The 13,971-nt window shown below is 40.9% G+C and carries 14 protein-coding genes and 1 pseudogene; 8 read left to right on the top strand and 7 right to left on the bottom strand.

Annotated elements, in window-relative coordinates:
- The first annotated feature begins 28 nt into the window (after positions 1-28).
- On the top strand, positions 29-1,456 hold the full coding sequence (locus tag AC4CV5_RS00980; RefSeq protein ID WP_326222376.1) for an amino acid permease: 1,428 nt from the start codon (positions 29-31) through the stop codon (positions 1,454-1,456).
- Between the two features lie 42 nt (positions 1,457-1,498).
- Here the strand turns inward: AC4CV5_RS00980 and AC4CV5_RS00975 are convergent, their stop codons facing one another.
- The 4 genes from AC4CV5_RS00975 to deoR form a co-directional block, all read right to left on the bottom strand.
- On the bottom strand, positions 1,499-2,800 hold the full coding sequence (locus AC4CV5_RS00975; RefSeq protein ID WP_166846562.1) for a pyrimidine-nucleoside phosphorylase: 1,302 nt from the start codon (positions 2,798-2,800) through the stop codon (positions 1,499-1,501).
- A gap of 28 nt (positions 2,801-2,828) precedes the next feature.
- Positions 2,829-4,010 carry a nucleoside permease NupC gene (nupC, locus tag AC4CV5_RS00970; RefSeq protein WP_222142351.1) on the bottom strand — a complete coding sequence of 394 codons (1,182 nt, stop codon included), beginning with the start codon at positions 4,008-4,010 and terminating at the stop codon, positions 2,829-2,831.
- A 95-nt stretch (positions 4,011-4,105) separates the two neighbouring features.
- Positions 4,106-4,777 (bottom strand): deoxyribose-phosphate aldolase, encoded by a 672-nt coding sequence (gene deoC, locus AC4CV5_RS00965; RefSeq protein ID WP_490921953.1) that lies wholly within the window; start codon positions 4,775-4,777, stop codon positions 4,106-4,108.
- A 105-nt stretch (positions 4,778-4,882) separates the two neighbouring features.
- Positions 4,883-5,824: a DNA-binding transcriptional repressor DeoR gene (gene deoR / locus AC4CV5_RS00960; RefSeq protein WP_490921952.1), complete on the bottom strand. Its 942-nt coding sequence runs from the start codon at positions 5,822-5,824 to the stop codon at positions 4,883-4,885.
- A gap of 469 nt (positions 5,825-6,293) precedes the next feature.
- On the opposite strand from deoR, the gene AC4CV5_RS00955 reads away from it, so the two are divergent.
- From AC4CV5_RS00955 to AC4CV5_RS00925, 7 genes are read left to right on the top strand one after another with little or no spacing between them, the layout of a single operon-like run.
- On the top strand, positions 6,294-6,872 hold the full coding sequence (locus tag AC4CV5_RS00955) for a hypothetical protein (protein ID WP_160832100.1): 579 nt from the start codon (positions 6,294-6,296) through the stop codon (positions 6,870-6,872).
- 2 nt (positions 6,873-6,874) lie between these two features.
- Positions 6,875-7,315: a DUF2712 domain-containing protein gene (locus AC4CV5_RS00950; protein ID WP_418910927.1), complete on the top strand. Its 441-nt coding sequence runs from the start codon at positions 6,875-6,877 to the stop codon at positions 7,313-7,315.
- Positions 7,316-7,348: 33 nt separating this feature from the next.
- Positions 7,349-7,759 carry a DUF2712 domain-containing protein gene (locus AC4CV5_RS00945; RefSeq protein WP_119995526.1) on the top strand — a complete coding sequence of 137 codons (411 nt, stop codon included), beginning with the start codon at positions 7,349-7,351 and terminating at the stop codon, positions 7,757-7,759.
- 53 nt (positions 7,760-7,812) lie between these two features.
- Positions 7,813-8,619, top strand: a complete 807-nt coding sequence (locus AC4CV5_RS00940; protein ID WP_134976112.1) for a hypothetical protein — start codon at positions 7,813-7,815, stop codon at positions 8,617-8,619.
- Positions 8,606-9,424 carry a hypothetical protein gene (locus AC4CV5_RS00935; protein WP_160832001.1) on the top strand — a complete coding sequence of 273 codons (819 nt, stop codon included), beginning with the start codon at positions 8,606-8,608 and terminating at the stop codon, positions 9,422-9,424. Before AC4CV5_RS00940 ends, AC4CV5_RS00935 begins: the two co-directional genes overlap by 14 nt.
- Before the next feature lie 16 nt (positions 9,425-9,440).
- Entirely contained in the window at positions 9,441-10,100 is a 660-nt protein-coding gene (locus AC4CV5_RS00930; protein WP_101859708.1) for an ATP-binding cassette domain-containing protein, read from the top strand.
- Positions 10,100-10,603 (top strand): hypothetical protein, encoded by a 504-nt coding sequence (locus AC4CV5_RS00925; protein WP_490921951.1) that lies wholly within the window; start codon positions 10,100-10,102, stop codon positions 10,601-10,603. The genes AC4CV5_RS00930 and AC4CV5_RS00925 overlap by 1 nt, the downstream gene beginning before the upstream one ends.
- A gap of 1,019 nt (positions 10,604-11,622) precedes the next feature.
- Here AC4CV5_RS00925 and AC4CV5_RS00920 read toward each other — a convergent pair.
- The 3 genes and pseudogenes from AC4CV5_RS00920 to eutH form a co-directional block, all read right to left on the bottom strand.
- Positions 11,623-11,832 (bottom strand): annotated as a pseudogene (locus AC4CV5_RS00920) (HAD family hydrolase); the annotation flags it as partial.
- A gap of 66 nt (positions 11,833-11,898) precedes the next feature.
- Positions 11,899-12,726, bottom strand: coding sequence for a DUF1206 domain-containing protein (locus tag AC4CV5_RS00915; protein ID WP_222142354.1), 828 nt, complete (start codon positions 12,724-12,726; stop codon positions 11,899-11,901).
- Positions 12,727-12,797: 71 nt separating this feature from the next.
- The gene (gene eutH, locus AC4CV5_RS00910) at positions 12,798-13,910 is read right to left on the bottom strand and encodes an ethanolamine utilization protein EutH (RefSeq protein ID WP_166846529.1); all 1,113 of its coding nucleotides are present in this window, start codon (positions 13,908-13,910) and stop codon (positions 12,798-12,800) included.
- Positions 13,911-13,971 lie beyond the last annotated feature (61 nt).

Genomic DNA, 13,971 nt, shown 5'->3' with positions numbered 1-13,971 from the left:
GAATGGCAGCTAAAAGGAGGGCGAAACGGTGAATCTTCAGGAGAACAGCGGCCAACAGCTAAAACGCACAATGAAAAGCAGGCACTTATTTATGATCTCATTGGGAGGCGTCATAGGCACAGGACTTTTCCTCAGCACGGGCTATACGCTAAACCAAGCTGGACCCGGCGGTACGATACTCGCTTATTTAATCGGCGGGTTGATGATGTATCTCGTCATGCAATGTCTCGGTGAATTATCGGTCGCCATGCCGGTGACCGGCTCTTTTCAAAAATACGCTACCACATTCATCGGGCCATCTACCGGTTTTATGGTCGGCATCATGTACTGGGTGAATTGGGTGGTGACGGTAGGTTCTGAGTTTACCGCATCAGGCATTCTCATGCAGCGCTGGTTTCCTGACAGCAGCGTATGGATGTGGAGTGCGGTTTTCGCAGCTCTTCTTTTCGTATGCAACGCGTTTTCAGTCAAGCTATTTGCGGAAACAGAATTTTGGTTTTCCAGCGTGAAGATTGTTACGATCATTTTATTTATCATTTTAGGAGGAGCCGCCATGTTTGGCTTGATCTCTTTAAACGGGACGGCAGATGCTCCTATGCTGTCAAACTTCACAGATCATGGCGGGTTGTTTCCGAATGGCTTTCTCGCCGTTTTTATTGCCATGATATCTGTCAGTTTCGCCTTTTCCGGAACAGAGTTAATCGGAGTTACAGCTGGAGAATCAGCAAATCCTCAAAAGGATATTCCGCGATCCATCCGTAATGTCGCATGGAGGACAGTCATTTTTTTCATTGGCGCTGTCTTCATCTTATCCGGGCTGATTTCGTGGAAAGAAGCAGGCGTGATTGAAAGCCCGTTTGTAGCCGTATTTGCGGAGATCGGAATCCCTTACGCCGCTGATATTATGAATTTCGTCATATTAACTGCCTTGCTGTCCGTCGCCAACTCGGGCCTATACGCTTCAACCCGTATGATGTGGTCGTTAGCAAATGAAAACATGATCAGCTCGCGTTTTAAGAAAGTCACATCGAAAGGCATTCCCTTAAATGCCTTAATGATCAGTATGGCCGTATCATGTTTATCTCTCGTTTCCAGTATCGTGGCGCCCGGAACTGTATATGTGGTGATGGTAGCGATTGCTGGATTTGCAGGAGTCGTTGTCTGGATGAGTATAGCCTTGTCTCAACTCTTGTTTCGAAAAAGATTTCTTAAAACAGGGGGGGATGTAAAAGATCTGACATTTCGCACGCCGCTTTATCCTCTTATGCCTATAGCCGCTCTTTTATTATGTTCAGCTTCTTGTATCGGTCTTGCTTTTGATCCCAATCAAAGAATCGCTCTATTCTGCGGAATTCCTTGTATCATCCTTTGCTATCTCATCTTCTATTTCAAAAGAAAGTTTGAGAAAGCAAAAAAAATCAGCCAAGAAGAATATCAGATCGATCATATCCTTTAATCAAAACAGCACACCCCACTCAGGATGGGATGTGCTTTTGTTTTATTCTGTAATTAACGTATGAATCAGCTTCGGCGCCTTCGCTTCCGCTGCGATGCGGATGTTGTCATAGACTTTCGCGATGACTTCATCGACGTTTTCGCGGTTGGCGTAAAGCGTGACAAGCGGTTCGTCTTTTTCTACCTTGTCGCCGACCTTTTTGCGGAGCATGATGCCGACGGCTAAGTCAATTTCATCTTCTTTTGTGGCGCGTCCGGCACCTAACAGCATCGCTGCGACGCCGATTTCGTCTGCGACGATTTCGGAGACGACACCCGCTTCTTTGGCAGGCACATCAATTTGATATGCGGCTTGCGGAAGCTTAGAAGGATCATCAACAATCGTGCTGTCGCCGCCTTGGTTTTTCAGGAAATCCTTGAACTTCTCAAGCGCTTTGCCGTTTTTCATGACTTCTTCCAGCTTCGCTCTCGCTTCGTCCAATGTGTCGGCTTTTTTCGCAAGCACAACCATTTGGCTGCCGAGCGTTAAGACAAGCTCATGAAGATCCTCAGGTCCCTCACCTTTGAGCGTGTCGATCGCTTCTTTGACTTCAAGCGCATTTCCGATCGCAAAACCGAGCGGCTGGGACATATCAGAAATAACAGCCATGGTTTGGCGGCCGACGTTATTTCCGATGCGAACCATCGCTTTGGCGAGTTCAGCCGCGTCTTCTTCCGTTTTCATGAAGGCGCCCGCTCCCGTTTTTACGTCAAGTACGATAGCGTCCGCCCCGGCAGCGATTTTTTTGCTCATAATCGAGCTTGCGATCAGCGGGATGGAATTGACCGTTCCCGTTACATCACGAAGGGCGTACAGTTTTTTATCAGCCGGCGTCAAATTGCCGCTTTGGCCGATGACAGCGACCTTGTCGCGGTTCACAAGCTTAATAAATTCGTCCTTCGTCAGCTCCACATGGAAACCGTCGATTGCCTCTAATTTATCAATCGTTCCGCCCGTATGGCCGAGGCCGCGGCCGGACATTTTCGCAACCGGCACATCAAGAGCGGCAACTAGCGGGGCGAGAACGAGTGTTGTCGTGTCGCCGACGCCGCCGGTGGAGTGTTTATCCACTTTAATCCCTTCAATGGCAGAAAGATCAATCGTTTCACCGGAGTTCACCATAGCCATCGTCAAGTCCGCACGTTCTCGGTCACTCATATCCTGGAAGAAAATCGCCATGGCAAGCGCGCTTGCCTGATAATCAGGAATGCTTCCATCCGTATAGCCTTTTACGAAAAATTGAATTTCTTCTGTGGTGAGTTCTTTTCCGTTCTGTTTTTTGATGATGATATCTACCATTCTCATTATAGTCACCGATCCTTTTCGATTAAGTTCAGTAAATCAAGCCCACAATTGCCGCTGATAAAAAGCTGACAAGCGTAGCACCATATAATAGTTTCAAGCCGAAACGAGCGACAACATTTCCTTGCTTTTCATTCAGTCCTTTTACGGCACCGGCAATGATTCCGATTGAAGAGAAGTTCGCAAATGACACAAGGAATACCGATACGATCGCTGTGGTACGGCCGCTGAAATGGAAGCCGTTTTGCGTTAGCGACGTCATGGCGACAAATTCATTTGATACCATTTTTGTTGCCATAATGCTTCCCGCATTAACTGCTTCGTTCCATGGGATACCCACAAGAAAAGCGAATGGAGCAAACACATATCCAAGAATACCCTGGAAGGAAATACCGAATACTGCATTAAAAATGCCGTTAATTAGGGCAATAATCGCAACAAATCCGATCAGCATCGCAGCCACGACAACTGCTACTTTGAAACCGTCAAGGATGTATTCTCCGAGTACCTCGAAGAAGGATTGTTTTTCTTCTTCTTCGACACGAAGCATATCCTCTTCTTTTTTCACATCATAAGGATTAATAATTGAAGCGATGATGAAACCGCCAAATAAGTTCAAGACTAGTGCCGTTACGACATATTCCGGTTTCAGCATCGTCATATACGCGCCGACGATTGACATTGATACGGTTGACATCGCAGAAGCGCAAAGCGTGTACAAGCGCTGCTGATTTAAAAGACCGAGTTCTTTCTTCAAGGAGATAAATACTTCTGACTGCCCTAAAATAGCTGAAGCAACTGCGTTGTACGATTCCAGTCTTCCCATACCGTTTACCTTGCTGAGGGCAAGGCCGATATATCTAATAATAAACGGGAGGACTTTCCACTTTTGCAAAATACCGATCAAGGCGGAAATAAACACGATTGGCAAGAGAACGTTCATAAAGAATGTCGTTTGATCCGCATTCACCAAACCGCCAAACACAAAATTGATTCCTTCTGCCGCGTAATTAAGCAGGTAACCGAATCCTTTTGCAAATCCTCCTACGAGGAAATTCCCTACCCCGGTATTGAGGAGAATGTAGCCGAGAATAAATTGCAAAATGAGCATAACAACAATTGGGCGGATCTTAATTCTTTTTTTCCCGCTGCTTGCGATCCACGCAAGCCCTAAAAACACGATCAAACCGATTATCCCAATCAAATACTTCATATGTGTTTCTCCTTTATTTGTATTCGCTTACAATAACTGCTTCCCCAGAAAAGAAAGAATGAGTAACGGAAAGCAATGTGCCTTCCGTCAGCTTCTTAATAGTTGTCTCCGCCGGATGTGTTTTCGCCTTTTACAATGGAAACACCTGCGCTTGCGCCGATCCTGCTCGCTCCCGCCTCGACCATTGTATCTACATCTTCTTTTGTTCTGATGCCGCCGGATGCTTTCACGCCGATATCAGGGCCTACCGTTTTGCGCATTAAGGCGATATCTTCCTTCGTTGCGCCGCCTGTAGAGAATCCTGTTGATGTTTTCACGAAATCCGCTCCCGCAGAAACCGCTAAACGGCATGCACGTTCTTTTTCTTCATCAGTCAGAAGACATGTTTCGATAATGACTTTGACAAGCGCTTTTCCGGCTGCAGCTTCCACCACACCGCGTATATCCGCTTCAACCACATCATCTTCTTTGTCTTTCAAAGCGGCAATATTAATGACCATGTCCACTTCAGTAGCGCCTTTTGAAATCGCGTCTTTTGTTTCAAACGCTTTGGTTTCCGTTGTGTTGGCACCTAGCGGGAAGCCAATGACCGTACAAACGTCAACTCCCGTTCCCTCAAGCTCTTTTGCAGCAAGCTGCAGCCATGTGGGATTTACACATACAGAAGCAAATTTATATGTTTTCGCTTCCTCGATTAATTGTAGAATTTCCGCTTTTTGTGTATGCGGTTTCAAAGCTGTATGATCAATTATGTTAGCTAATGACATCCTTCGCACACTTCCTTTTTTGTTAAGATATTTTTTAGCATAACCGACTTTTGAACATATGTAAATTGGTAATTGAAATTTTGTTCAACGAACGGTTTGCACGTGTCACAAATCATTAACAAGCGCCCTTGCGGTATGCTGGTCAATGATTAAAACGTTGGCGTATTTCCCGGTTAATGCGCCGTGTATGGAAGACACTTTTCTGCTCCCGCCGGCCACTAAAATGGATCGTTCCTTCAGCCTGAGGTCTTCAAGCTCAACGCCGATGGTCCGGTCATTGATGGCGCTGCTGCAAATATTCCCTTTCGCATCAAAAAAGCGTGAACAGATATCACCGACGGCCTGTTTTTTCAGCAGGGCTTTCTCTTCTTCATTAAAATACCCGAGCCGGAACAACAGCGCTTCGTCACGGACAGTTCCCACCGTAAAGAGAGCGATATTCGCCTGCTTGCCCATCTCAATGATCCGCTTAATATGACGGTCTTTCTCCACCATACTCTTCACATCCGCATTATCAAACACGACGGGAAGCGGGAGATAGCGCGGCATCGTTTGAAATGCCTCTGCAAACAGCTGAATCGTTTCAGCGGAATACGTGTTTACCCGAGAATGGCTGATGCCGCCTTTCAGCTGGACGACCTCAACGCCTCTTACCTGCTTCGGCTGCATGTTTTGCGCGATCTGATACATGGTGGTTCCCCAGCTGACACCGACAATGTCGCCATCTTTCACCATTTCATGCATATATTCTGCACCATAGCGGCTTAGGTCATGTGTAATTCCTGCATAATCGGGTGTCGGGGAAAACACAACATGCGCCTCGAGAAGCCCGTATTTTTCTTCAAGCATGGAACCGAGCGCATCCAAATCTTCAAAAGGGTCCATGACGCGAATTTGGACAAACCCTTTTGCTTTTGCATATTGCAGCAGCCGGGAAACGGTCGGGCGTGACAGATTAAGTAGTTCAGCGATCTGCTGCTGGCTGTAATCTGATTGATAATATAATTTTGCCGCTTCTATACAGAGCTGCTGTTTTTCACGATCCATATCGCGCCTCCAGTTTAGATTCAATATTTTCTATTCTTTTTTACAATATCCCAATTTATTTTAACATTAAAGTACAGTATTACGCTCCATTATCGGATGGTTTAATACACTTCAAAAATGATATTTGAAAGCTCATTAATAAAAAACGCTCATTATATAAGGCAATTCTAAAAATGACTATGATTTAAGCTATTTGATTAATCGTTTAAACTAGTATAGAAATTTAATCTCCTGTTAAGAAACTATTATGTTCCTGGTCACGACTATATATACACACCTGAAGCATACCCCATAAAGTAATGAAAGGCTATCGTCCTTTGCTTTTCAATATCATCTCGCGAACTATGTTAAAAGGTAAATACGAGAATAAATACTCAATAAATAGAAAAAAGTAGTTGACTTGTAAAAATATTATAGTTAATATGAGTCTACTGGAATTTTTTGAGTAAATAAGGAGAAGTGTTCTTTAATGAAGAAATTAATCTTTTCACTATTTTTTACAGCATCCCTCTTAATGGTTTCTGCTTGTGGCAAAAATAATGAAGTCAAGATGGTAACAGATTCGGTATCCGAACCAATCATTGTAATAACGGATACCTCCAAAGATCCTAAGAGTGAAAATAATGACTTTTGGTTAGACTCTGAATCGAAAAATATTTATTTTAAAAAAATATTTTGGTCATCTGATTTTAAGAATGGCCCTTTTTACAACAAACAAGTAGAGACGAATAGTGCTGACATCAAAAAATTACTTAAGGGAAAAAAGACCGATATTGTACCTCTCCCACAACATAATAAGATTGAAATGGTAAAGGAATTAAAGCATCCTACACCAAGTTACATACTCGGGAAAATTAGAGACGAAAAGGGAAAAGAAGTCACATGGAAACAAACTTATAAAGATCCTGGACCTGATGCAGATTTTCAAATCAAATTACCATCTTTTAAAGGAAAATCAGCAGTTGTTTCTCTTCGGTTTATTTGGTTGAATGAAAATCATGACTGTTACGGTGTGGCAGACAAGATTTTTAATATAAAAAAAATATAGAGGTGAATTCATTGAAAAAAAAGATACTTGTATTTATGCTCATTTTGGGAGTTAGTTTTACTTCTTTAGGAACTGCCAAACTATTAGCAAAGCACCCACCTGATGGAAACTTTGTAGACACTAAATTTCATTTTGGATTTTTGAAAGGAAATCCTTATGATGAGACAACTGAACGTCAAAAGTACCGAACAACTTATGTATATCAAAATGTAAAAGATGTTAATATTGCATATACGTCTTGGGTTAAAGCAAACGGGCATGATGCTTCCCACGGGCATAATTATACAGTAAGAAAAAAGGGCGTAGTATTAATGACAAACTATGCAGTTGAAGATTATAGAAGTTGGTGGGCGGAATCCGTCGGCACTTCTATTGCAGCTAAAAAAAATGGAAATGGGCACTCTAACGGAGTATGGAGTCCTGACTACGATAAATATTCGTAATAAAATGTGGAAATTTCGGAAGGAAGTTAAAGTATGAAAAAAAAGTTTTTTATTTTCACTCTTATTATAGGGCTTAGTTTTACTTTAATAGGGATTAACAAGGCTTTTGCTTATACACCAAAAGGTATGACAGCAAGTTATCATTTTGGGTTCTTAAAAGGGAATCCATACGATGAGACTCGTAAGCTCGATAAATATAATACGAGTCCTGTCTATCAAAAAGTAACGGATATAAATATTTCATATCTATCTTGGGTTAAAGCAAACGGGCATGATGCTTCCCACGGGCATAATTATACCGTAAGAAAAAAGGGCGTAATATTAATGACGAATTATGCTGTTGAAGATTATAAAGGATCTAGAAAAACAGTAAACGCTTCAATTGCTGCTAAAAAAGATGGGAACGGCCATTCTAATGGGACTTGGAGCCCTGATTATAGATAATTTCTTAGGTACTGATTTTTCAGTACCTATTTACTTGTATAGAGGAGGATTCTATGGGAGCACTAATTTTACACCGACTATTACATAGAAAGTCATTTTATATCGCAATTTTAATCGGCTTATTTTGTTCTGTTGCTTATTTTTATACAGATGAACTTTTCTTAGAAGAATCAATTGAAAAAGATGGCGGAATAGCATTTACACCTTATACCAAGTGGATGGGGATTGGTGGAATTTCAGACTACCCTACCTTGTTTCTGTTCCTTTTACCTGTAATAGTATCTCTTCCATTAGCAGATTTATTTGCAAGTGATCAACGTACTGGCTATACACCTTTTTTATTTATAAGGAAAAAAGCAAGTTTATACTTCAAGGCTTTATTTGGATTGAATTTTGCCGCAGCTTTTATTACTGGAACGCTGCCTCTAATTGTTAATCTTTATTTGTCTTTCATGAAGTTGCCTAATATTCCGCCTGATCGTGTTATCAATAATGAAATGCCATTAGTAACAGGCTATACATTTTTTCCTGATTTTTATTATAGTCACCCATTATTACACATTTTGTTCTATATATTATTGACTGGTTTGTTTTCCGGTGTATGGGCTAGTTTTGCACTGAGCATAAGTATGCTATTTCACAATATGTTTATTGTTGTTTTATCTCCATTCGTACTTCAGTTTATACTTAATACTGTATTTACAACGTTAGGACAAGATCAAATGCAAGCCTCTAGTTTTTTACAACAACAAGCACCCAATGGAGCAAGTTGGTCTGCAATGTGCTTCCAGTTAATAGGGGGGATGCTTTTAAGCTTAATAATTTTTCTACTAGGAGTTCGCAAATATGTTCGTGATTAGGGAATGGAAAAACTTAATAACTGATTTATATGCCGATAAATGGAAAATATCGAGTTGGTTTTGCTTATTTATACTGACTATTCTTTTCTTAATTAAGAGTGCACGACTTGAAGATCTAAAAGGTACGATTAGTATTGCAGACGCAATGGATCAATTTTTCTCAATATATACATTTACTTTCCCACTCAGTCCACTTTTTCTATTATTTGTGTCTATTGGTGTTATACCATTTTTTTCTTTATTTCGTATCATTAGATATAGATCACGTTCAGAACTTTTTTTAGCTTTAATTGCTCGATTGTTTGGTATTTCCTTATGTTTTACACTATTATTATTGTTTTTTGGATACATTATTAGTGGAATTTGGTGCGATAATTTTGTACATTACTGGGACACAACAGCAGGAACGCCTTATATAAGATATGGAGATCAAATAGACCTCACATCTTTTTCAGGGATATGGATGATTACTCGTTATTTTATTACGAGCACTCTCGTGTTCTTTTTCTTTTCGGCTGCAGTTAGTGCTATATATTTGTTTTTATCAAATTACATATATAGTTTTATCGTTGTAATGTCTTTAATTATTATGGATCGTATGATGAACAACTTTTATGAATTTTCAATTTTACATGATCACTTATCTTTGAATTTAGACCAATGGTTAGTACCAGAATCGTTTGAAACCACAGTCTTTCTGTTTACAGGCGGAACTATACTTTTATTTTCTATAATATATGTACAAATGGTCAAAAAAGATTATTCTAATGGGAAAATTGACGAGAACAACGTTAAGAGGAACTAATAATGGAGGACGAAAAATGTCGAAAGTAATCATAGAAGCTAAAGATATTGTAAAAACATTCAAAAGAAATACGGTACTAGATAGTATTTCTTTTAAATTAGATAAAGGGAAAATTTACGGATTTCAAGGCCGGAATGGATCTGGTAAAACTATGCTGCTGCGTGTACTATCGGGATTAATGCGCCCTACTAAAGGGCAAATCTTAATAAACGGAATTAATATGACAAAGCAAGGAGATTTCCCTAACAATATTGGCGTTTTAATTGAGTATCCTGGTTTTGTACCTGATTACACCGGCTTTAAGAATTTAAAGTTACTTTCAAAAATTCAATCAAAAATTTCCGATAATGACATTAAGAAAGCTATTGAAAGTGTCGGCTTAAATCCTGATGATAAAAAAAAATATAAAAAGTATTCCTTAGGCATGAAGCAACGCCTTGGAATTGCTCAAGCTATTATGGAAGATCAACAAATCATAATGCTGGATGAACCGACAAACGCTTTAGACCGTGAAGCTGTAAAAGTAGTCGAAAATCTTTTATTTAAATTAAAGGCTGAAGGAAAGACCATATTAATTGCTAGTCACGATTCTGAAACACTTCATGCAGTATCAGATAAAATTTTTGATATTGATTGTGGACGTATTATCAGGGAGTCTGAAAGGAATGTGAATTAATGAAGAAAAAACTATATTTGGCTTTAATATTAATTTGCTTGATTTTCGTTACTGCATATAGTATTTATCAATACCGTGCTACTAATAAAAACTATGCTGGTTACAAATTATCCGTTGTTGATTCTAAACTAGACACACCAATAAAAGCCCTCGGCCTTACACAATCATTTGGAAAAGCAAAAACTGAAATAGTGGAAGATGATATGCTGAATAAAATTACAAATTTTTTAATACCTTTCACTTTTAAAAATGACACTGATAAAGCTGTTACATTCCATCCAGAATTTTATCGTTTAATGCGCGGAGAAGATATGACACAAAGTATCGACTTTATTGATGATCGTACAAAAAAAAGAGTGAATTCCATCCCTCCTCACACAACAATCAAAGGGGAGGCTAAATTCACCTATAATGATATGAATAAAACCGCATCATTACAACTAAATATTAACTCTCGACATGGTATGACTATCAATTTGTTCAAGATTCTAGTTTACAAATAAGATACTTTATGGAAGTGAAATCCAATGAAAGATTATTTCTTATTAATAAAAAGAGATCTGCAAACTGGCTTTCAACATGCTAAAAATAACTTTATTATTTTGCTAATTCTCACGTTGTTTTTTTTGTTGTACCCAGTGCTTTTGTTAAAATCCTATGATCAAAATAGTTATTATTCGTATTTAGATACATTACTAATTGGTATAGGGGGTGTACCAATTGACCTTGTGATACAGCACTCTTTTAAATTCCCATTTTTATGGTTATTTATTCAACTAAGCTTGATTTTAATTATGAATACGTGGGCAAGAACAGACATTATAAATTTCAGCTCATTTACTAGAATTAGAATACGTAAAGTGTATTTACTTATCATTAGTAAATATACTTGTACTTTTATTATTACATTTATCTACTGCTCTCTAATATTTTTATTAACATTTTGTCTATGCTCTTTATTTGGGATCCATTCAACAAATTATACTGAATATACTTTGCATACACTGAATTTTTCAGATTTTAAAATGCCTTATCTACAGTTAACATGGTTCGTCATTTTGTTGAATTTTTCAAGTGTACTATGTGCAGTTTTTCTCTTCACAACATTTTCAATAATGATGAAACCAGTTTATGCTTTTTTAATCTTAACTGCATGGTACGTGCTGTCTATTTTCAGAGACTCCTTTGTTTTTATAGGAAATCTAAGTATGCTTTTAAGACAGCCCCTATTTCACCAAAATGTTTTTGCCTCTATTATGATCACCTTGTTGATACAAATGATAATTATTCTTATATGTATAATTACTTCCATTATATATCTTAACAAAAAAGACATCATAGGGGATTCTATTGATTAATAGTCTAAGCTAAGAAAAATCATTTCAAACTTTAAAGGGTTTAATCCTAACCACTTCTAAAATCGGCATTAATATTTTAACTAGCCTCTCGGATAATGTAACTACAATATTTCGGTATGAGAATATTACCTTTGTTTTCAAAAAAGCACCCTCTTATGGGGTGCCTATTTTTTCAGCACAAGCTCCTGAATCGTAGCGCCACGCCATGTTTTTTTGGTAATCTCCCTTACTTCCGGAATAGCGTTTGCCATGGCAACGCCGTAGCCCGCCCATTCAATCATTGTCGTCGTTTCCGTTGTTGCTATGTACATGACTTCCTCCGGTTCAACTCCAAGCAGCTGCGACAGCTTGCGCACACCATTTCCTTTGCTGGCGCCCGCTTTCATCCACCTGAATTCTGAGAAACTGAAAAACGCCCTGGATGCGGATCTGTCCAGAGCTTACTTCTCCCATGTCATATGCTGATAAATGCCTTTCATAATAGCATACAATCCATATAAGATCAGCCCGAACGCCAAAATAGACAGAATCATTTTGCCATGCGGCTGCTGCGCGAGCTCGGCGAGCGCGCCGTCAAAGCCTCTTGTGTCGTCGGGATCAGCGGTCATGGCTGTCTTGATGAGAAAATAGCCGATAGCTGAGAAAATAATGGCGCGGGCAATATTGCCTGCGCGCCCGGTGTTTTTCGCGATGCATATCATCTGTTTGTTCATTTTTGACGTATCGAATTCTTTCATAAATGCAGCCCGGACACCCTTCACAAATTGAACAATCGCAAATAGGACAAAGCCCGCACCTGTAAGCCCTGTGAGCCATTGGCCGAACGGCTGCGCCAATACATAAGCGGACCACGTCTGTTCTGAAGTGCTGGCGTCTCCTTGGCCAAATACAAAACGCAAGGCATTCCAAGCAATGGATGCGTAAACGACGGCGCTGAAAAAGTTTCCTGTTCTCCGCGACAGGCCGCGCCTGCTTGTTCCGTGGCCCTCCGTATCCTTGATCGCACTCAGCACCATCCAGATCACATAACCGATGAGACCGACACCAATGAAAAAAAGCAAGAATGATCCGTATGGCATGCGCGATAACGTTAGGAGAGCCCCGCTCGAATCCTTCGCCCCGCCAGCCCCGGCTGCCGTCATACATGCTAAAATCCCGAGCAGGATAAAAACGCCGCCGAATGCAAAATAACCAAGCCTCCCAAATCGCTTGACCCAAGGCTTGGTTTCCTGTTTGATTTTTGACATGCACTGGTCTCTCACGGCCATGTGTCCAACCCTCTTTCACAGAATCCTTACTGTTACATTCCCGATTGGATAAAGTTGAAACAGCTTCTGCCTCAGTTATAGCCGGCTGAGGCATGTTTCTGCTGATCAGATGATTGTGCGGGCGTCACCCAGGCAGCCACTGCCGCAGCTGTAATTCCACCAGCTAATTTTCCAATGATCATGGCAGCCGCCATTTCTTTTTTCATTCCGGCCACGAAACCGAGATGGCTGCCGAGTACAAAGGCTCCGCTGACTGCAAATGCGACATTGATGACCTTTCCTCTCGGCGTCATATCTTTTAGTGAAGCCAGCATTGGAATATGATGAGCCAGAGAAGTCACCAATCCTGCTGTTGCTGTCTGATCTAAATGAAAACTCCTCCCCAGTGCCTGAAGAGGCTTTTTAAAGGCTTTTGTGATAAAGGCGGTCATCGGAAAAGCCCCTGCCAAGGCAATGGCGACGGTCCCTGTCGTTTGTATCCCCGTTTCGGCATTCTCCATTCCTGGAATCAGCACGATGCCGGTCATCGTCTCAACAGAGACAGCTGCGAGCCCGATAATCGCAACCATACTGACAGCCTTCCCGAAGAGATGAAATAACCGAATGATGGTGTCGGTGTACCGCCATAACCCAAAAGCGATCACAGCAGACAAAAGACTCGGGATCAGGAGGTTTTTACCTATCATGATAATGTCAAAGCCGGCGCATAATCCGCCGATGAAGCACCCGATCGGCACTGTACACAGTCCGATTAATATGCCTTTTGCAAAGTACGGGTGATCCTCTTGTTCGATGATGCCTAGAGCAACGGGAATCGTAAAGACGATTGCCGGACCCATCATCGTTCCTAAAAACACCCATGAAAACAGTCCGGCCTGTGGATCTTTCGCCATTTCTCCAGCGAGCGCATATCCTCCCATATCAATGGCCAAGATAGTATTCGCAAAAGATGAGGGATCGGCGCCAATCGCTGTGTAAACCGGAGAGACAATGGGAATCAGGATTGCTGCCAGCACGGGTGCCAGCGAAACAATTCCGATCATCGACAGCGCCAGCGGACCCATAGCCTTGAAGCCTTCGGCAAACCGCTCGCCAAGCCCCCATCTGTTTCCCAAACAATAATCCGCTGCCCCCAATAGTAAAAAGGCAGCCAAAATGAATACAACCGCGTCATTCACCGTCATGGTTTCTCCTTTTTCAAACGTATGATTGGTTTTATCATATCATCTGAAATCGGTTAATAGA

Source organism: Bacillus sp. NS1 (assembly GCF_058248265.1).
Note: the sequence above shows the minus strand (reverse complement) of the source record. Positions and strands in the feature narration are given on the sequence as shown.